17 protein-coding genes are annotated in these 19,082 nt (G+C 54.4%); 8 read left to right on the top strand and 9 right to left on the bottom strand.

Annotation, left to right across the window (positions count from 1 at the left end):
• The first annotated feature begins 169 nt into the window (after positions 1 to 169).
• The gene (locus KB892_RS21505) at positions 170 to 1,066 is read left to right on the top strand and encodes a LysR family transcriptional regulator (protein WP_002888455.1); all 897 of its coding nucleotides are present in this window, start codon (positions 170 to 172) and stop codon (positions 1,064 to 1,066) included.
• A 37-nt stretch (positions 1,067 to 1,103) separates the two neighbouring features.
• On the opposite strand, the gene aroD is transcribed toward KB892_RS21505, so the two are convergent.
• From aroD to leuL, 9 genes are all read right to left on the bottom strand, one after another.
• The gene (gene aroD / locus KB892_RS21500) at positions 1,104 to 1,859 is read right to left on the bottom strand and encodes a type I 3-dehydroquinate dehydratase (RefSeq protein ID WP_004151365.1); all 756 of its coding nucleotides are present in this window, start codon (positions 1,857 to 1,859) and stop codon (positions 1,104 to 1,106) included.
• A gap of 30 nt (positions 1,860 to 1,889) precedes the next feature.
• Complete coding sequence (locus KB892_RS21495; RefSeq protein WP_002888458.1) at positions 1,890 to 3,104, bottom strand: MFS transporter; 1,215 nt, start codon at positions 3,102 to 3,104, stop codon at positions 1,890 to 1,892.
• A gap of 10 nt (positions 3,105 to 3,114) precedes the next feature.
• Entirely contained in the window at positions 3,115 to 3,978 is an 864-nt protein-coding gene (locus KB892_RS21490) for a shikimate dehydrogenase (protein WP_002888460.1), read from the bottom strand.
• A gap of 11 nt (positions 3,979 to 3,989) precedes the next feature.
• Positions 3,990 to 6,023, bottom strand: coding sequence for an oxidoreductase (locus tag KB892_RS21485; RefSeq protein WP_004147052.1), 2,034 nt, complete (start codon positions 6,021 to 6,023; stop codon positions 3,990 to 3,992).
• A gap of 395 nt (positions 6,024 to 6,418) precedes the next feature.
• A complete protein-coding gene (leuD, locus tag KB892_RS21480; protein WP_002888481.1) occupies positions 6,419 to 7,024 on the bottom strand; it encodes a 3-isopropylmalate dehydratase small subunit in 606 nt (201 codons plus the stop codon).
• A 10-nt stretch (positions 7,025 to 7,034) separates the two neighbouring features.
• On the bottom strand, positions 7,035 to 8,435 hold the full coding sequence (leuC, locus tag KB892_RS21475; protein WP_002888484.1) for a 3-isopropylmalate dehydratase large subunit: 1,401 nt from the start codon (positions 8,433 to 8,435) through the stop codon (positions 7,035 to 7,037).
• 2 nt (positions 8,436 to 8,437) lie between these two features.
• Positions 8,438 to 9,529 carry a 3-isopropylmalate dehydrogenase gene (gene leuB, locus KB892_RS21470; RefSeq protein ID WP_002888487.1) on the bottom strand — a complete coding sequence of 364 codons (1,092 nt, stop codon included), beginning with the start codon at positions 9,527 to 9,529 and terminating at the stop codon, positions 8,438 to 8,440.
• Entirely contained in the window at positions 9,529 to 11,100 is a 1,572-nt protein-coding gene (gene leuA / locus KB892_RS21465; protein WP_002888490.1) for a 2-isopropylmalate synthase, read from the bottom strand. Before leuA ends, leuB begins: the two co-directional genes overlap by 1 nt.
• 95 nt (positions 11,101 to 11,195) lie before the next feature.
• A complete protein-coding gene (gene leuL, locus KB892_RS21460; RefSeq protein WP_004222662.1) occupies positions 11,196 to 11,282 on the bottom strand; it encodes a leu operon leader peptide in 87 nt (28 codons plus the stop codon).
• A 613-nt stretch (positions 11,283 to 11,895) separates the two neighbouring features.
• On the opposite strand from leuL, the gene leuO reads away from it, so the two are divergent.
• The 7 genes from leuO to ftsL all read left to right on the top strand — a co-directional run bounded on the left by leuO (position 11,896) and on the right by ftsL (position 19,067).
• On the top strand, positions 11,896 to 12,864 hold the full coding sequence (leuO, locus tag KB892_RS21455) for a transcriptional regulator LeuO (protein ID WP_004192013.1): 969 nt from the start codon (positions 11,896 to 11,898) through the stop codon (positions 12,862 to 12,864).
• Between the two features lie 394 nt (positions 12,865 to 13,258).
• Positions 13,259 to 14,983, top strand: coding sequence for an acetolactate synthase 3 large subunit (gene ilvI, locus KB892_RS21450; RefSeq protein ID WP_002888534.1), 1,725 nt, complete (start codon positions 13,259 to 13,261; stop codon positions 14,981 to 14,983).
• 2 nt (positions 14,984 to 14,985) lie between these two features.
• Entirely contained in the window at positions 14,986 to 15,477 is a 492-nt protein-coding gene (gene ilvN, locus KB892_RS21445; RefSeq protein ID WP_002888536.1) for an acetolactate synthase small subunit, read from the top strand.
• A gap of 180 nt (positions 15,478 to 15,657) precedes the next feature.
• Positions 15,658 to 16,662: a catabolite repressor/activator gene (gene cra / locus KB892_RS21440; RefSeq protein ID WP_002888539.1), complete on the top strand. Its 1,005-nt coding sequence runs from the start codon at positions 15,658 to 15,660 to the stop codon at positions 16,660 to 16,662.
• Between the two features lie 640 nt (positions 16,663 to 17,302).
• Positions 17,303 to 17,761, top strand: coding sequence for a division/cell wall cluster transcriptional repressor MraZ (mraZ, locus tag KB892_RS21435; RefSeq protein WP_002888541.1), 459 nt, complete (start codon positions 17,303 to 17,305; stop codon positions 17,759 to 17,761).
• Positions 17,762 to 17,763: 2 nt separating this feature from the next.
• A complete protein-coding gene (gene rsmH, locus KB892_RS21430; protein WP_002888547.1) occupies positions 17,764 to 18,705 on the top strand; it encodes a 16S rRNA (cytosine(1402)-N(4))-methyltransferase RsmH in 942 nt (313 codons plus the stop codon).
• A complete protein-coding gene (gene ftsL / locus KB892_RS21425) occupies positions 18,702 to 19,067 on the top strand; it encodes a cell division protein FtsL (protein WP_002888550.1) in 366 nt (121 codons plus the stop codon). Before rsmH ends, ftsL begins: the two co-directional genes overlap by 4 nt.
• Positions 19,068 to 19,082 lie beyond the last annotated feature (15 nt).

Below are 19,082 nucleotides of genomic sequence, written 5' to 3'. Positions count from 1 at the left end.
GGAGCTATAGGTAGTATCTATGAATGGCAATGCCTTGTGGCACATTCATGCCCTTCGCCAAATAATATTTGATGTAACGCCGATATTTACCCGTTCATGCGCATTATTGGTGGCTTGCATGGTATATTAGCGTCAGTGCATTTATTCTTATATTATACGGGTAAAAATAATGAACCTAAAGCAACTTTATTATTTTAAACGTCTGTCTGAAACTGAGCATTACACCGAAGCCGCCTCCAGTCTGTGCATCACCCAGCCCTCGCTAAGCCACGCGATATCGGAGCTGGAGAAGGAGTTAGGGGTCGCGCTATTCGCCAGACAGGGGCGGAACGTAAAAATTACCCAAAACGGCAAGCGTTTTTTGCCGTATGTTGAAGATGCGCTGGCCTCGCTGGAGAACGGACGCATGATATTGCAAAAAAATGGCGCTGAGAATAAAGAGAATATTCGCATCGCCTTTATTTACACGATGGGGGAGTATGTTGTTCCACAGTTAATTAATAAATATTCTCTTTCACCTGAATGTCACAATGTGACTTTTTCTTTTACTCAAGGGACATCGCTGACGCTGTTGCAGGAGCTGAAGGCCGGAAAAGTCGATCTGGCGATCTGCTCTTATATTGCCGATGAACCCGATATCGATTTTATTCCGGTGATCCAGCAGGAACTGGTGGTGGTCACGGCAAAGGATCATCCGCTGGCCCGGCTATATGAACATGAAGTCGATCTGGTGGAGACGATTCATTATCCGTATATCTATTTTTCAGAAAATAGCGGCTTACGTCCGTTTATCGATAATGTATTTATGCAGCAAAAGCTGGTGCCGGAGATCGCCTGCTATGTGGATGAGGATACGGCGATGGCCGGGCTGGTGAGTATTGACTACGGGATCGCGATTATGCCGCGCATCACCGCGCTCTCCTATTACAATGTCCATATCCTGAAGATTAAAAACACCATCCCCCCCCGCTATATCTATCTGGCGACCATGAAAGACAAGGGGCTCTCTCCGGCGCTGGAGTCATTTAAAAATGTGGTTATCCACGACAGCCAGAAGATCTGTTAACGGATGGCCCGGATGTGACCTCCGGGCCATCCGGATATCAGGAGAGCATATCCATCACTTCACGCAGCTTAGCGATGGCGATCTGCCCCGGCGCGGAGGCCTGACCAACGGTACCGAAGGTCATCGCCGAACCGAACAAGCGCCCGGTGACCCGGCTAACGCCACCGGATTTGCCCATCGACATGGTGATCAGCGGACGCGTCGCATACTTCTCTTTCATGGTCAGCGTGGCGGCGAGCAAGGTGAGTACGTCCTGCGGCGACTGCGGCATCACCGCGATCTTCGGCAGATCGGCCCCCAGATCCTGCATGCGGCGCAGGCGATAGATAATATCTTCCTGAGCGGGGGTCTTATGGAAATCATGATTACTCATGATCACCTTGACGCCCGCGGCATGCGCATCGTCAACCAGCGCGCGGATCTGCGCTTCATCATTGAACAGTTCGATATCGATAACATCAACCAGTCCACTGCGTGCGGCCTCGCGGTTGAGCGCAAAATAGGCTTCGTCGCTGAGCTCGGTTTCGCCACCTTCTTTCTTACTGCGGAAGGTAAACAGCAGCGGAAGCGCTTTCAGCGCGCCACGGATTTCCGCCAGCGCGGCCATCACCTGGGCCATCTCTCTGACCTGGGCAAAGTGGTCAACGCGCCATTCGATAATATCGGCGCCGGCATCGACCAGGCCGTGGGCGTTACCCAGTATCTCATCCAGGGTTTTACCGATCAGCGGTACACAAATGAGGGTTTCCCCTTCCTGAAAGGTGATGTTCTTTACGGTTACTGCATTTGTCATGTAGGTATCCATTATTTTTCGCGTTGTACTTCAGGCGGTGACTGCGGTGCGTGATACTTTTTGCGCCGCCCGAGCCTGCAGTTGACGATAGCCGATGTACAGGGCGATCACAAAGCCGATAACGGCGATCAGAAAATCAAACCACATAATGCTGGCAATACTGATCTGCGAAAGCTTTGCGGTGATCAACGGGATCGTGAAGCTGGCGATACTGCCGGCAGTGTAGAAGATGCCGGTTGCTTTGCCTTTTCCGTTCGGGAAGCTCATCGCCATGATTGTCGCACCCAGCTGCAGCACTCCGCCAGCGGCGGCAAAGCCGATGACAAAAGCAAAGCCGGTCACCATCATCGGCGTCGGGAACAGGCACACCAACAGCAGCGAAATCATCGACAGGCCAGTATAAATAATCATCGCAATGGCCGAGCTAAACACCTCTTTGACGAAGGCGGCAGTTACAAAGACGCAGACCAGCGAGCCGACGGTATAGATGCTAAGCAGTTTAATCGCCGAGGCATAGGGCAGGCCGACGACGAACTGGCCGTACTGCGCCAGCCATTGGCTGACCAGATAGAAGGTCGCCATGCCGATATAACCGTACAGGGTGAAGATCACCATATCCAGCTTATTAGCCTGTGGCCGGACGGCTGTTTCCGCCTGTGCCGTAGGGGCTTCCTCTTTTTTCGCCGCCTGGCTGTCAGGGAACGGCATTTTAAGCAGATAAATCCCGCTCAGTACAAAGAGCGCTGCCGCAATCACGAACGACCAGCCGAACCACAGATTTGCCCATATCAGGAAGCTGATAATGAACGGCAACAGGAACTGCCCTGCAGAGACGAAGGCTTTGATCAGCACGTTGGCCCGGCTGGCAGAGTGCGGGAAAGATTCCATCAGCGCCGGATAGGTACCGGAGTCGAGGAAGCTGTTCGCCAGGCCCGCCATAATGCCGAACACGTAAGCCAGATAGATATTTTTGGTCAGCAGGATGCCGACGAAAAAGATCAGGTAGCTAAGGATCCCAAGATAGATAAAGGGCTTGCGACCGAAGCGATCCGAGAGAAATCCGGTCACGATGGTCGCTAACTTACCAATACCTAACGAAGATATAACGATCGATACGCCGGCTTTGTCTGTTCCCCACTGTTCCTGAAGATGGGCCATGTTGAGGGTGATTAACAGCACCCCCATACCGTGGATCAGGTAGTTGAGATACAGCCCTGCCGCAGTAGGGATGTATTTATTTTTCATCATTCGCCTCTTAGAACAGAATGCTCTTGATGTAATCAACCGGCATCTGTTTGCCCGTCCAGATTTCGAACGCGCGCGCGCCTTGCCACAGCATCATCCCCAGGCCGTTCAGCGTGCGGCAGCCTTTTTTCTCGGCCACTTCCAGCAGGTGGGTTTTGCGCGGGTTGTAGACGACGTCGGAGACGATCAGGTCCGGACGCAGGAAGCTGTCGTCAGGTAGCAGCATCTGGCCTTCGAACGGCTTCATGCCGACCCCGGTGGCATTGGTCAGGATCACGCTGCTGTCAATTTCGGCGCGCAGTTTGTCATGATCGTCGAGATCGAACAGATGGATCTCGCAGTCGGTGTTGTGGCGGATCTTGGCCACGGTTTCTTCTGCGTTGGCGAAGAATTTATCGCGGCGGTTGAAGATGGAGATCGCCTTCACGCCATCCAGTGCTGCCTGGACGCAGAGCGCCGTTGCCGCGCCGCCGGCGCCGAGTACGGTCATCTTCTTGCCGATGATATCGATACCGGCTTCGCTAAGGGCGCGCATGTAGCCGGTGCCATCGGTGATATGTCCGGTCAGTACGCCGTCGTCGTTGACCACGGTATTGACCGCCCCGACCAGCTGTGCCGCCGGCGACAGTTTATCGAGATACTGGCAAATCTCGGTTTTGTTCGGCATAGAGACGTTAAAACCGCGCAGCTTCATCGCCCGGAAGCCCTGCACCACGTCTTTTAGCTCCTGGTTACCGACTTCAAAAGCGAGATAGACGTAGTCCAGCCCGAGATGGGCGAAAGCCTCGTTGTGCATGGTGGGCGACATGCTGTGACGAATCGGGGTGGCGATCAGGCCAATCAGCTCAGTGTGTCCAGTAATACGTTCTGCCATGACAAAAATCCTCAATAAGTTAGAAAGGGAATTCGTTGTGCTTCGCGGCTGCCCAGCGCACCCATGTCTTCCAGTGCATCCAGTACGTTGCGGCCTTCGCGGACGCCATCGATAATGCGTCGCGCCATCACGCTGTCGCCGATGTTCATGATTTTGACGTTATTGGCATTGGCCCAGCGCTCGATCTCGTCGAGACCCGTCCGGTTGGCGCGCATCCCCAGACAGACAAAGCCGTAGTCGAAGGGAATATCGAAGGTTTGCTGTGTATTTTTCACCTGGAAATGGTCGGCAGCGACCGCCATCAGTTGGGTATTCATGTGCTGTTCGACCTGGTGCTCGTCGAGCATGGTCAACATGGCATTTTTGGTAATGATGTCGAGATCGCGACCGGCGGCGTCCTGCATCTCGATTAGCACCGCCTGTGCGCCGCGAGCGGTAAAGTATTCGATAACGTCAAGGCCAACGGCGCCAGCGCCGACTACGGCGATGCGTTTGCCCTTGATATCGGTAAATTTCGCCAGATTGTCGATCATGCCGGTAATGGAAAAGATCTTGCCGTTCTCGACGTCAATGTTTTCCCGCAAGCCTTCAATGGGCGGCAGCAGCGGCGTTGAGCCGGTGGCGTTGACAATCAGATGCGGACGCAGGGCGGAAACTGAAGCCACGTCGGCCCGCTTGCCGATCTGCAGCATCAGGTTGTCCAGCGAGGCGATACGATTTTTCATAAACTGCGGGAAATCAGCGATGCGTTTTTTCTCCGGTAGGCGGGAGATTTCGCTGGCGAGGCCGCCGACGTGGTTTTTCGCTTCCAGCAGCCAGGTATGGCAACCAACTTCCGCCGCGGTGCAGGCGGCTTCCATCCCGGCGGTGCCGGCGCCGATGACCACCACGTTAGTGTCGCGATTCACGCGCCGCATTTTATAGGCGTCACCGTGAATAATATCCGGGTTAATCGAACAGCGCAGCGGGCGCGAGCGGGCGATGCGATGGTCGGCGCAGCCGATGTTGCAGGAGATACATTTGCGCATCAGACGCTCTTTTCCGCCTTGCACTTTCTGCACCCACTCCGGCTCGGCAATCAGACCGCGGCCAATGGCGATAAGATCGGCATCGCCGCTGGCGAGGATATCTTCGGCTACCTGTGGAGTGCGAATATTGCCGGCGATGACCGTGGGTTTATGGAATTTATCGCGCACCGCGCGGGAGAGATAGCGCTTCCAGCCATCCTCCAGCGACATCTGATCGATTTGCAGATTCAGGTTGTCGTTCTGTGCCGCAGAGACGTTGATGATATCGACCTTCTCCTGGCAGAGCTCAAGAATACGCAGGGAATCTTCGAGGGTATTGCCGCCCTTGAGGAAGTCGTCGGCGCTGATGCGCAGACTGACCGGAAAACGCGGCCCCACGCAGGCGCGAACCTTATCGACAATCAGACTCAGTATCCGAGTGCGATTTTCGACGCTGCCGCCAAATTCATCAGTGCGCTTATTAAACAGCGGCGATAAAAACTGGCTAATTAAATAGGAGTGACCGGCATGAATTTCGACGCAGTCAAAACCTGCGCGCCGAACGCGCTCCGCGGCGTCACCAAATTTTTCTACCGCATGATATATTTCCTCATGGGTCATCGGACGCGGAATATTACCGTGCTTCTTCGACGGCGTTGTAGAAGAGGAGAGCGGCGTCTGGCCTTCCAGTCGGTAGGCATAAGCGGAAGCGCCGGCATGATTTAACTGAATGGATACGCAGGCGCCATGTTTATGCAGGGTCTCGGTTAATTTAAACAGCCGTGGAATATATTGATCGTTATCGATGCGCAGTTGGGTGGTGCCGTTGGAGGCGAAGGGGAAATCAATACAAATATTTTCGATGGTGATAAGCCCGGTGCCGCCTTTGGCCCGCAGTTCGTAGTATTCCAGCTGTTCCTGCGACACCTCGCCATTGAGCGTGGCCATATTGGTGCCCATAGGGGGCATAATAATGCGGTTTTTTAACGTCATACCGTTGATGGTCAACGGACTGAAAAGGTGCGGATAGTGGCTCATCTCTTCTCTCCACAGGAGGCCGGGAGGCCGATATGCGGGGCCCAGGCGTGTCCTTAGTTAATATTTCTCTGTGGCAAAAGATAACGAGGGGAAAAATCGAAAAATAATGCTTTTTTTTGTGCATAGCAATAGGGGTTCTCTATGAGATTAACGCTTTCTTCACATTCTTATATTTTTATATTAAACACTCGTGCCTTATTTTTACTTGCAGTGCAGGGAAAATACATAAACAGTGCTGGAGAAGGGGAGGAAAGCGGAATAATTCTTCTTTAGGCGGTAGGGCAGGGTGGCGGTAAGGTCTGACAATCAGCACATTAAAATTGGTTTTTGTGCGTGAGATCGCAATTTTCTCCGCAATAAAATAAAAAGCCCGATCAAATGACCGGGCCCAAAGGTTAATTCATAAATGCCGGCAGCTTGCGTTCATAGTCGGAGATCGCCGCTTCATGCTGCAGCGTCAGGCCGATGCTATCCAGGCCGTTGAGCATGCAGTGGCGGCGGAAATCGTCGATCTTAAAGCTGTAGGTTTTATCCCCGGCTTTAACTACCTGCGCTTCCAGATCCACTTCAAACGTAATGCCCGGGTTGGCCTGCACCAGCTTGAACAGTTCATCGACCTGCTCGTCGCTCAGGGTCACCGGCAGCAGCTGGTTATTGAAGCTGTTGCCGTAAAAGATATCGGCAAAGCTCGGGGCGATAACGACCTTAAAGCCGTAATCGGTCAGCGCCCACGGCGCGTGCTCGCGCGAGGAGCCGCAGCCGAAGTTTTCCCGCGCCAGCAGTATCGATGCCCCCTGGTACTCAGGAAAATTCAGCACGAACTCCGGGTTCGGCTGTTGACCTTTATCGTCGAGAAAGCGCCAGTCGTTAAACAGGTGCGCGCCAAAGCCGGTGCGGGTGACCTTCTGCAAAAATTGCTTAGGGATGATCGCGTCGGTATCGACGTTTGCAGCATCCAGCGGAACCACCAGGCCGGTATGTTGGGTAAATTTCTCTGCCATGATGGTCTCCTTACTTCAGATTACGGATATCGGCGAAATGGCCGGTAACGGCTGCCGCCGCGGCCATTGCCGGGCTCACCAGGTGCGTGCGTCCGCCGCGGCCCTGACGGCCTTCAAAGTTACGGTTGCTGGTTGAGGCACAGCGTTCGCCCGGATTCAGGCGGTCATTATTCATTGCCAGACACATAGAGCAACCAGGTAAGCGCCACTCAAAGCCGGCTTCGATAAAGATCTTATCCAGACCTTCCGCTTCCGCCTGCGCTTTCACCGGACCAGAACCCGGCACCACCAGCGCCTGGACGCCCGGCGCCACTTTACGCCCTTTAGCGATTTCCGCCGCGGCGCGTAAATCTTCGATGCGCGAGTTGGTGCAGGAGCCGATAAACACTTTATCGATAGCGACTTCCGTCAGCGGGATCCCGGATTTCAGCCCCATATAGACCAGCGCTTTTTCGGCGCTGGCGCGTTCCACCGGATCGCTGAACGACGCTGGATCGGGGATGTTATCCGTCACCGAGATCACCTGGCCCGGGTTGGTGCCCCAGGTCACCTGCGGGGCAATTTCCGCCGCCTGCAGCGTCACCACGGTATCAAACGTCGCGGCGTCGTCGGTTTTCAGGGTTTTCCAGTACGCTACGGCATCGTCAAAATCTTTGCCTTTCGGCGCATGCAGACGGCCGCGTACGTAATTGAAGGTGGTTTCGTCCGGCGCGACCAGGCCCGCTTTGGCGCCCATCTCGATCGCCATGTTGCACAGGGTCATACGCCCTTCCATGCTCAGATCGCGGATCGCTTCGCCGCAGAACTCAACCACATGGCCGGTGCCGCCGGCGCTACCGGTTTTACCAATGATGGCCAGCACGATATCTTTGGCGGTAATGCCCGGCGCCGCTTTGCCCTGGACTTCGATTTTCATGGTCTTCGCGCGGCCCTGTTTCAGGGTCTGGGTCGCCAGCACATGCTCCACTTCGGAGGTGCCGATACCGAACGCCAGCGCACCGAACGCGCCGTGGGTGGCGGTATGGGAGTCACCGCACACGATCGTCATCCCCGGCAGGGTAACCCCTTGTTCCGGGCCCATGACGTGGACGATGCCCTGATACGGGTGGTTCAGGTCGTACAGTTCAACGCCGAACTCTTTACAGTTCTTAATCAGCTCCTGCATCTGAATGCGGGCCATCTCACCGGACGCGTTAATGTCTTTGGTCTGCGTCGAGACGTTATGATCCATGGTAGCGAAGGTTTTACCCGGCTGGCGCACCTGGCGGCCATGGGCGCGCAGACCGTCAAACGCCTGCGGAGAGGTGACTTCGTGCACCAGATGGCGGTCGATATACAGCAGCGGGGTTTCGTTCTGCGCCTCATACACTACGTGCGCATCAAATAATTTTTCGTATAACGTCTTCGCCATGATTACACCCCTTCTGCGACATAGCGGGCAATAATATCGCCCATTTCATCAGTGCTGACCGCCGCCGTGCCGCGCGCTAAGTCGCCGGTTCGAACCCCTTCTTCTAAGGCGCGGTTGATCGCGTTTTCAATGGCGGTCGCCGCTTCGTCAGCGTCGAGGCTGTAGCGCAGCAGCAGAGCCAGGGAGAGGATCTGCGCGATCGGGTTGGCGATATTTTTGCCGGCGATATCCGGTGCGGAACCGCCCGCCGGCTCGTACAGGCCAAAACCTTGTTCATTGAGGCTGGCGGACGGCAGCATACCCATCGAGCCGGTGATCATCGCGCACTCGTCGGAGAGGATGTCGCCAAACAGGTTGGAGCACAGCAGCACGTCGAACTGGGACGGATCTTTAATCAGCTGCATGGTGGCGTTATCGATATACATATGCGCCAGCTCAACGTCCGGATACTCCTTGCCGATCTCGCTGACGATTTCGCGCCACAGGATGGAGGACTGCAGAACGTTGGCCTTATCGATGGAAGTCACTTTGTGACGACGCTTGCGGGCGGATTCAAAAGCGATGCGCGCGATACGCTCGATCTCAAAGCGGTGATACACCTCGGTATCAAAGGCTTTCTCATGCTGACCGCTGCCTTCGCGGCCTTTCGGCTGGCCGAAGTAGATGCCGCCGGTCAGTTCGCGTACGCAGAGAATGTCGAAGCCGTTAGCAGCGATGTCGGCGCGCAGCGGGCAGAACTCTTCCAGCCCCTGATACAGTTTGGCCGGGCGCAGGTTGCTGAACAGTTTAAAGTGTTTACGCAGCGGCAGCAGCGCGCCACGCTCTGGTTGTTCCGCCGGCGGCAGGTGCTCCCATTTCGGACCGCCGACGGAGCCGAACAGGATCGCATCCGCCTGCTCGCATCCGGCGACGGTCGCCTGCGGCAGGGGAGTTCCCTGACGGTCGATGGCCGCCCCGCCAACGTCATACTGGCTGGTGGTAATGTGCATGGCAAAACGTTGGCGCACGGCTTCCAGTACTTTCATCGCCTGGTTCATCACTTCCGGGCCAATGCCATCACCCGGCAAAACGGCAATATGGTAATTCTTCGACATTACACGGTTTCCTTATTGTTCTCTTTATTCTGAGCTTTGCGTTGCAATTCTTTTTCGACTTCGGCGGCGCGCCAGATGTTGTTCAGCACGTGAACCATCGCTTTGGCTGACGACTCTACGATATCCGTTGCCAGACCAACGCCATGGAAGCGGCGGCCATTGTAGTCAACGACGATATCCACCTGGCCCAGGGCGTCTTTGCCGTGGCCTTTCGCGCTTAAGCCATACTTCACTAATTCAATGTTGTAGTCGGTGACGCGATTAATCGCCTGGTAGATAGCATCGACCGGACCGTTGCCGTTGGCGGCTTCGGTTTTGATCTCATCCCCGCAGACCAGTTTGATCGAGGCGGTGGCGATATCGCTGGATCCGGATTGGACGTTGAAGTAATCCAGGCGGAAATGCTCTGGCTCTTCCTGCTGCTTGTTGATAAAGGCCAGCGCTTCCAGATCGTAATCGAAGACCTGGCCTTTTTTGTCCGCCAGCTTCAGGAATGCGTCGTACAGATGATCCAGGTTGTAATCGCTCTCCTGGTAGCCCATCTCTTCCATCCGGTGTTTCACCGCCGCGCGGCCGGAGCGGGAAGTCAGGTTCAGTTGCACCTGGTTCAGGCCGATAGATTCCGGGGTCATGATCTCGTAGTTTTCGCGGTTCTTCAGCACGCCGTCCTGGTGAATGCCGGAGGAGTGGGCGAAGGCGCCGGTGCCGACGATGGCCTTGTTCGCCGGGATCGGCATATTGCAGATCTGGCTGACGGTCTGGCTGGTGCGCCAGATTTCATGATGATTAATGTTGGTGTGCACGTTCATGATGTCTTTGCGCACTTTGATCGCCATGATCACTTCTTCCAGTGCGCAGTTGCCGGCGCGTTCGCCGATACCGTTCATCGCACCTTCTACCTGGCGCGCACCGGCGTGGACCGCGGCGAGGGCGTTACCGACAGCGATGCCCAGATCATCATGGGTGTGGACGGAAATAATTGCTTTGTCGATATTCGGCACGCGATCATACAGGCCGCTGATGATGTTGGCATATTCGAACGGCATGGTATAGCCGACGGTATCCGGGATATTAATGGTGGTGGCGCCGGCGTTGATCGCCGCTTCCACGACGCGAGCCAGATCGGCAATCGGCGTACGGCCGGCGTCTTCACAGGAGAACTCAACGTCGTCAGTGTAGTTGCGTGCCCGCTTCACCATATAGATCGCGCGCTCAATAACCTCATCCAGCGTACTGCGCAGTTTGGTGGCGATATGCATCGGCGAGGTGGCAATAAAGGTATGAATACGGAAAGCCTCGGCCACTTTTAACGATTCCGCCGCCACGTCGATATCTTTCTCAACGCAGCGCGCCAGGGCGCACACGCGGCTGTTTTTAATGGTGCGCGTGATGGTTTGCACCGATTCAAAATCGCCCGGCGAGGATACCGGGAAACCGACTTCCATTACGTCGACCCCCATTCGCTCAAGGGCCAGTGCGATCTGCAGCTTCTCTTTGACACTCAGGCTTGCCTGTAACGCTTGTTCGCCATCACGTAAGGTCGTATCGAAAATAATGACTTGCTGGCTCATGGTTTGGATCCTTAGTCTGTGTCCTGGCGCCTTGTTGACGAGCATAAAAAAACCCGCGCCAAGGCGCGGGTTTTATAGTCTTGCTGGAAGATGACTTAACGCTGAACGTCGCCCAACAGCCTACCGCGCAAATGGCATGCGTTTAGTAGTAGTAGGCTGGTGATACGAGCGGTGCGAATCATTGCGTCAAACTCCAGATGAAATCGTTATGCTTTTAGAGTTACTGGATAGCTGTTTTAAAGTCAACCCCTGGCATGGAAAAAGCGTTTTGGGCTGACTAAATGAATTAGCAAAATGTGCTGATGTAAGCCCCATTTTGCCGAAGATCCTATTTTGGACCGAAAGCGGTTTATCCCCATTTGTTTCATTTGAAAAAGTGCTTTGCATTCAAGGCATCGTCGAACAGGTGTCGCCAATGAAGGGACAAAAAACGGTATCTGGATGAAAATATTAAATTTATTTTTCCTGTGAATGTATTCGAACGCTAGCGGATTATTTTTCAATGATAAGGATTTGTTAATTTTATGGAGGGAAAAATAAAATACTTTATTATTGCTTAAGTTACAGTTAACTCGTGGTGCTGTTTTTATTTTTATGGATTATGGTTACACTTATCATCATTAAGTAATCAGTATGGTTTGAGCGGCTCAGTTTTTTGATCAGGACCGTTTCTTCACTGCCACTCATAGCCTTGATATATTCCTAAAAATTTCTTTTGCTATTTTGTAAATGTCATTTGCATGGTAAATGATATTTTCGGCGCTAATTATAGCGGTTTAGTGAAGGGAATTCATCGTGACGGCGGAATTAGATATGTTAATTGAAACTCCAGAATATAAATCAGCCCCCGGACAGGAAGTCGTTAAACCTCAACTACGGATGGTTGATCTCAATCTGCTTACCGTTTTTGATGCGGTTATGCAAGAGCAGAATATTACTCGTGCCGCCCATACGCTCGGCATGTCACAACCCGCGGTGAGCAATGCGGTTTCACGACTGAAAGTGATGTTTAATGACGAGCTTTTTGTGCGCTATGGCCGCGGTATTCAGCCGACGGCGCGCGCCTATCAGCTGTTTGGCTCGGTACGCCAGGCGCTGCAGCTGGTCCAAAACGAATTGCCAGGCTCCGGTTTTGAACCGCTGAGCAGTGAGCGCGTGTTCCATCTGTGCGTCTGCAGCCCGCTGGATAACATCCTGACGTCGGTTATTTTTAATAAAGTTGCAGAGATAGCACCCAATATTCATTTAGTCTTTAAGTCTGCGCTGAATCAAAATACGGAACATCAGCTACGTTATCAGGAAACAGAATTCGTAATCGGTTATGAAGAGTTCCGTCGCCCTGAGTTTGCCTGCGTTCCGTTATTTAAAGACGAAATGGTCCTGGTCGCCAGTCGCAACCATCCGCGTATTTCCGGGCCGATGATGGAGGCGGATATTTATCGCGAGGAGCATGCCGCCGTTGCTCTCGACCGGTATGCCTCATTTAGTTTGCCGTGGTATGACACGGCCGATAAACAAGCGCGTATCGCCTATCAGGGTAATGCGATGGTCAGCGTATTAAACGTAGTATCGCAAACCCAGATGGTGGCCATTGCCCCGCGCTGGCTGGCAGATGAATTTGCTGACAAGCTTGCCCTGCAAATATTACCTTTGCCGTTGAAGGTCAACAGTCGGACCTGCTATCTCTCCTGGCACGAAGCCGCTGGTCGTGATAAAGGCCACCAGTGGATGGAAGAGCTGTTGGTGGACATTTGCAAGCGCTGACCCGACGACGATAGATAGCAAAGGAGCTTCGGCTCCTTTTTTTATATGACATAAATCAAATAAAGCAGAATTTTATTCTGTTTACCTTGCGCGAGGGGTTCGTTGTGTTCGTGAAAAATGGATCTATTCCTGTTATCACCCTTTTTCGCCGAGTATTTACCATTCTCTTTTCTTATCTCTGAAGCAATTCACCATATTTTCCCCTCACCGCTTTCTTTTCTTCTTATTCAAGAAATAAGGCCTCAGCTGCGGCGAATTGCCTGCCTGCTGGCGAGCAGTTATGGTAGTGGCATGCAGTACATTCACCTCAATGCGGAGGACCACTCCTTCGCATCGTGCGAGCGCGCGGAAATTGAGTTCCGCTGTCGTAAAACAATAAGCCTGGAGGCAAACCATGGAGATGTTGTCAGGAGCCGAGATGGTCGTCCAATCGCTTGTCGATCAGGGCGTCAAGCAAGTATTCGGCTATCCCGGAGGCGCAGTCCTCGATATCTATGATGCGTTACATACCCTTGGCGGTATCGATCATGTGCTGGTTCGTCACGAGCAGGCGGCGGTGCATATGGCGGATGGCCTGGCGCGGGCGACCGGGGAGGTCGGCGTGGTGCTGGTGACCTCTGGGCCTGGGGCGACGAACGCCATCACTGGCATTGCGACAGCCTATATGGACTCTATTCCGTTGGTGATCCTCTCGGGGCAGGTAGCCACCTCGCTTATCGGCTACGATGCCTTCCAGGAGTGCGACATGGTGGGGATTTCCCGTCCGGTGGTGAAGCACAGTTTCCTGGTGAAGCAGACCGAAGATATTCCCGGCGTGCTGAAGAAAGCCTTCTGGCTGGCGGCCAGCGGTCGCCCCGGTCCGGTAGTGGTCGATCTGCCGAAGGATATTCTCAATCCGGCGAAGAAGCTGCCTTACGTCTGGCCGGACGCAGTGAGCATGCGCTCGTATAACCCAACCACCAGTGGCCATAAAGGGCAGATTAAACGCGCCCTGCAGACCCTGGTGGCCGCAAGTAAGCCGGTCGTCTACGTCGGCGGCGGGGCGATCAATGCGCATTGCGAACCTCAGCTGCGCGAGCTGGTGGAAAAACTGAAGCTGCCGGTGGCCTCATCCTTGATGGGACTTGGCGCTTTCCCGGCGACACACTCGCAGGCGCTGGGGATGCTGGGGATGCACGGCACCTATGAAGCCAACATGACCATGCACCACTCGGACGTGATTTTTGCCGTCGGCGTTCGCTTTGACGACCGGACCACCAATAACCTGGCCAAGTATTGTCCGAACGCGACGGTACTGCATATTGATATCGATCCGACTTCAATCTCGAAAACCGTGCCGGCAGATGTGCCGATCGTCGGCGATGCCCGGCTGGTGCTGGAGCAGATGCTGGAGCTGCTGGAGCAGGAGGAAGCGCAGCAGCCGCTGGACGACATTCGCGACTGGTGGCAACAGATCGAGCAGTGGCGTGCCCGTCATTGTCTGCGCTACGACGACCAGAGCGATAAAATCAAACCGCAGGCGGTAATTGAAACTATCTGGCGGCTGACCCAGGGCGATGCCTACGTCACTTCCGATGTGGGTCAGCATCAGATGTTCGCCGCCCTGTATTACCCCTTCGATAAACCGCGGCGCTGGATTAACTCCGGTGGTCTCGGCACCATGGGCTTTGGCCTACCGGCTGCGCTGGGGGTCAAAATGGCTCTGCCGGACGAAATGGTGGTCTGCGTGACCGGTGACGGCAGTATCCAGATGAACATTCAGGAACTCTCCACTGCGCTGCAGTATGAGCTGCCGGTCCTGGTGCTTAACCTCAACAACCGCTATCTCGGGATGGTGAAGCAGTGGCAGGATATGCTCTATTCCGGGCGTCACTCGCAGTCCTATATGGAATCGCTACCGGACTTTGTCCGTCTGGCGGAAGCCTATGGCCACGTCGGGATCCGCATCAGCGAGCCGCAGGAGCTGGAGACGAAGCTTGCTGAAGCTCTGGAGCAGGTGCGCCAGCGTCGGCTGGTGTTTGTCGATGTGACCGTCGACGGCAGTGAGCATGTGTACCCCATGCAGATCCGCGGCGGCGGCATGGATGAAATGTGGTTGAGCAAAACGGAGAGGACCTGATTATGCGCCGGATATTATCGGTATTACTGGAAAACGAATCGGGTGCATTGTCCCGCGTTATCGGCCTCTTTTCCCAGCGTGGCTATAATATAGAAAGCCTGACTGTCGCGCCGACGGACGATCCCACTCTCTCCAGAATGACCATTCAGACCGTGGGCGATGAAAAAGCGATTGAGCAGATTGAAAAGCAACTGCACAAGCTGGTGGATGTCCTGCGGGTCAGCGAGCTGGGGCAGGGGGCTCATGTTGAACGCGAAATTATGCTGGTGAAGGTTCAGGCCAGCGGCTATGGCCGTGAAGAAGTGAAGCGCAACACCGAAATCTTCCGCGGACAGATTATCGACGTGACGCCTTCTATCTATACCGTCCAGCTCGCCGGCACCAGCGATAAGCTGGATGCATTTCTGGCCTCGCTGCGCGATGTCGCTCGGATTGTGGAAGTGGCTCGCTCCGGCGTGGTCGGCCTGTCTCGCGGTGATAAAATCATGCGCTAAGGATCGGGAACTGCTGTAAAAATAGCCCGGCAGAGACTGTCGGGCTTTTTTTTTGCGAAATCAGTAGGAACTGTAAGCGAAAGCGGTTGCTGCGCTAACTATTCTGCGCTTAGATGTTATAAAAAGGATTCCATACCTGAATAATGGTTATGTTTGGCACTTCTTACCCAAGGGGCAATTGTGAAACTGGATGAAATCGCCCGGCTGGCCGGTGTTTCAAGAACCACCGCGAGCTATGTGATTAATGGCAAAGCGAAGCAGTACCGCGTAAGCGATAAAACGGTCGAAAAAGTGATGGCTGTGGTGCGAGAGCACAACTATCACCCAAATGCGGTCGCTGCTGGCCTGCGTGCAGGACGCACACGCTCTATCGGTCTGGTGATCCCGGATCTGGAAAACACCAGCTATACCCGGATTGCAAATTATCTCGAACGTCAGGCGCGTCAGCGCGGCTATCAGCTGCTGATTGCCTGCTCGGAGGATCAGCCCGATAACGAGATGCGCTGCATCGAGCATCTGCTGCAGCGCCAGGTGGACGCTATCATTGTCTCTACTTCGCTGCCGCCGGAGCATCCTTTTTATCAGCGCTGGGCTAACGACCCGTTTCCGATTGTCGCCCTCGACCGCGCCCTCGATCGCGAGCACTTCACCAGCGTGGTTGGCGCTGACCGGGATGACGCCGAGATGCTCGCAGCTGAGCTGCGGACGTTTCCTGGCGAAACGGTGCTCTATCTCGGCGCGCTGCCGGAGCTGTCGGTGAGCTTCCTGCGCGAACAGGGCTTCCGTAAAGCCTGGCAGGACGATCCGCGTGAGGTGCATTATCTCTATGCCAACAGCTATGAGCGCGAAGCGGCGGCCCAGCTGTTTGAGAAATGGCTTGAAACCCATCCGATGCCACAGGCGCTGTTTACCACCTCTTTCCCGCTGCTGCAGGGCGTAATGGATGTGACCTTGCGTCGCGAGGGTAAACTGCCCTCCGAGCTGGCGATCGCCACCTTCGGTGATAATGAGCTGCTCGATTTTCTGCAGTGTCCGGTACTGGCCGTGGCCCAGCGTCATCGCGATGTCGCTGAGCGGGTGCTGGAGATTGTCCTCGCCAGCCTCGACGAACCTCGCAAGCCGAAGCCGGGTCTTAGCCGTATTCGCCGTAATCTCTATCGTCGCGGTAGCCTGAATCGCCGCTAAGGGCGCCATATCGCCAGCGCCCAGGTATTAACCTGGCAGGCCTGACCGTAAGCAGGCCGCTGGCGATAAATCAGGCAATTGACGTGCAAAATGCAAAACTGAATATATTTCAGACAAATCCCTAAACTTCTTTACGCGTTATTTTATTTTATTCACTGACCATCGTTTTGTGACTCCAAATGGGGTACAAAAAATGACTGCGCGGACTTTAATTGTATTATTTTGTTACATTCATCAGGTTAATTGCTGAATTAACACTCATTTTGTACGCGCCACGCTTTCTTCCCCGTCATATCCCGCGCCTGGCCAGTCCCTCTGCCAGCAACAGGTACTGTTAACGGCCGGCATAATGGCCTAAAATGCCGCTCGCGTCGCAAACTGACACTTTATATTTTCCCGCCGAAGATATTCTGTTGTTTATAACTGTTACGAGTTTGTTGGTTATTTTCTTACACGTATTCATAACGTTAATTTGCCTCGCCTGTTGATGATTTTTTCATCAGGGCTAATGTCGGCTGTAAATAATGGGTTTTTGAGCTCCGTTGGCATCCGTGCTGGCTTGACAAGCTTTTCCTCCGCTCCGTAAACTCCTTCTGGTGGGAATTTGTGGGGTAAAGTGGCGAAAAGGGGTGAGGCTGGCATGTTCCGTGGAGCAACGTTAGTCAATCTCGACAGCAAAGGCCGCCTGGCCGTGCCAACGCGCTATCGCGAAGGGCTGATCGAGGACGCTGCCGGTCAATTGGTATGCACCATTGACATTCATCACCCGTGCCTGCTGCTTTATCCATTGCCTGAATGGGAAGTCATCGAGCAGAAATTGTCGCGTTTATCGAGCATGAATCCCGTTGAGCGGCGCGTACAGCGTTTGCTTTTGGGTCATGCCAGCGAATGTCAGATGGATAATGCCGGCCGCTTGCTGATTGCGCCGGTGTTACGGCAGCATGCCGGGCTGACAAAAGAAGTGATGCTGGTCGGGCAGTTTAATAAATTTGAACTGTGGGATGAAACGACCTGGTATCAACGGGTCAAGGAAGATATCGACGCTGAGCAGTCCGCGACCGGTGAACTGTCGGAGCGCCTGCAGGATTTGTCCTTATAAAAATGATGGAAAATTATAAACATACTACGGTACTTCTGGATGAAGCCGTCAACGGCCTCAATATTCGTCCAGACGGTATCTATATTGATGGTACTTTTGGCCGCGGTGGTCACTCGCGCCTGATCCTCTCCCGGCTGGGTGCGGAAGGACGCTTGCTGGCCATCGATCGCGACCCGCAGGCGATTGCCGTCGCGCAAACCATCGATGACCCCCGCTTTTCCATCGTACATGGTCCCTTTTCACAACTCGCTGAGTACGTCGGCGAGCGCAATCTTACCGGTAAGATCGACGGCATTCTGCTCGATCTCGGCGTCTCTTCCCCGCAGCTTGACGATGCGGAACGCGGCTTTTCCTTTATGCGTGACGGGCCGCTGGATATGCGCATGGATCCGACGCGCGGTCAGTCCGCGGCCGAATGGCTGCAGACGGCTGAAGAAGACGATATCGCCTGGGTGATTAAAACCTTTGGCGAAGAGCGTTTCGGCAAACGTATCGCCCGCGCGATCGTCGAACGTAATCGCATTCAGCCGATGACCCGTACCAAAGAGCTGGCGGAAGTCATCGCCGCGGCGATGCCGGTAAAAGATAAGCACAAACATCCCGCGACCCGTACCTTCCAGGCGGTGCGCATATGGGTAAACAGTGAACTGGAGGAGATAGAGCAGGCGCTAAAAAGCTCGCTCAGCGTGCTGGCCCCGGGCGGGCGGCTGTCGATCATTAGTTTTCATTCGCTGGAAGATCGCATTGTGAAGCGCTTTATGCGTGAGCAAAGCCGCGGTCCGCAGGTTCCGGCGGGAATACCGATGACCGAAGCGCAGCTCAAAAAACTGGGCGGCCGTGAGTTGCGAGCACTAGGCAAGTTGATGCCGGGCGAAGAAGAGGTGGCAGAGAATCCACGCGCCCGTAGTTCAGTGCTGCGTATCGCAGAGAGGACGAACGCATGATCGGCAGAGTGACAGAGGCCTTAAGCAAGGTTAAAGGGTCGATTGGAAGCAACGAGCGCCATGCTTTGCCTGGCGTGATCGGGGACGACCTTCTGCGGTTTGGGAAACTGCCACTCTGCCTGTTCATTTGCATCATTATTACGGCGATTACCGTGGTCACCACTGCGCATCACACGCGCCTGTTGACCGCGCAGCGTGAACAGCTGGTTCTGGAGCGCGACGCCCTGGATATTGAGTGGCGCAACCTGATCCTCGAAGAGAACGCGCTCGGCGATCACAGTCGGGTTGAGCGGATCGCGACCGAGAAGTTACAGATGCAACACGTCGATCCATCACAAGAAAATATCGTTGTACAGAAATAAGGATTATTGCGACGG

The organism is Klebsiella sp. P1927, from assembly GCF_018204675.1.
Classification (GTDB): domain Bacteria; phylum Pseudomonadota; class Gammaproteobacteria; order Enterobacterales; family Enterobacteriaceae; genus Klebsiella; species Klebsiella pneumoniae.
The sequence above is the reverse complement of the archived record's forward strand: the minus strand, read 5'-3'. Positions and strand labels throughout refer to the sequence as shown.

Coding starts and splice junctions, on each gene's coding strand:
- leuA (WP_002888490.1), bottom strand. CDS start 11,100: ATGAGCCAGCAAGTCATTATTTTCGATACGACCTTACGTGATGGCGAA.
- ilvN (WP_002888536.1), top strand. CDS start 14,986: ATGCGCCGGATATTATCGGTATTACTGGAAAACGAATCGGGTGCATTG.
- KB892_RS21490 (WP_002888460.1), bottom strand. CDS start 3,978: ATGGCAGAACGTATTACTGGACACACTGAGCTGATTGGCCTGATCGCC.
- ftsL (WP_002888550.1), top strand. CDS start 18,702: ATGATCGGCAGAGTGACAGAGGCCTTAAGCAAGGTTAAAGGGTCGATT.
- mraZ (WP_002888541.1), top strand. CDS start 17,303: ATGTTCCGTGGAGCAACGTTAGTCAATCTCGACAGCAAAGGCCGCCTG.
- leuL (WP_004222662.1), bottom strand. CDS start 11,282: ATGATTCGCACCGCTCGTATCACCAGCCTACTACTACTAAACGCATGC.
- KB892_RS21495 (WP_002888458.1), bottom strand. CDS start 3,104: ATGAAAAATAAATACATCCCTACTGCGGCAGGGCTGTATCTCAACTAC.
- ilvI (WP_002888534.1), top strand. CDS start 13,259: ATGGAGATGTTGTCAGGAGCCGAGATGGTCGTCCAATCGCTTGTCGAT.
- KB892_RS21505 (WP_002888455.1), top strand. CDS start 170: ATGAACCTAAAGCAACTTTATTATTTTAAACGTCTGTCTGAAACTGAG.
- leuD (WP_002888481.1), bottom strand. CDS start 7,024: ATGGCAGAGAAATTTACCCAACATACCGGCCTGGTGGTTCCGCTGGAT.
- leuC (WP_002888484.1), bottom strand. CDS start 8,435: ATGGCGAAGACGTTATACGAAAAATTATTTGATGCGCACGTAGTGTAT.
- rsmH (WP_002888547.1), top strand. CDS start 17,764: ATGATGGAAAATTATAAACATACTACGGTACTTCTGGATGAAGCCGTC.
- aroD (WP_004151365.1), bottom strand. CDS start 1,859: ATGACAAATGCAGTAACCGTAAAGAACATCACCTTTCAGGAAGGGGAA.
- leuB (WP_002888487.1), bottom strand. CDS start 9,529: ATGTCGAAGAATTACCATATTGCCGTTTTGCCGGGTGATGGCATTGGC.
- KB892_RS21485 (WP_004147052.1), bottom strand. CDS start 6,023: ATGAGCCACTATCCGCACCTTTTCAGTCCGTTGACCATCAACGGTATG.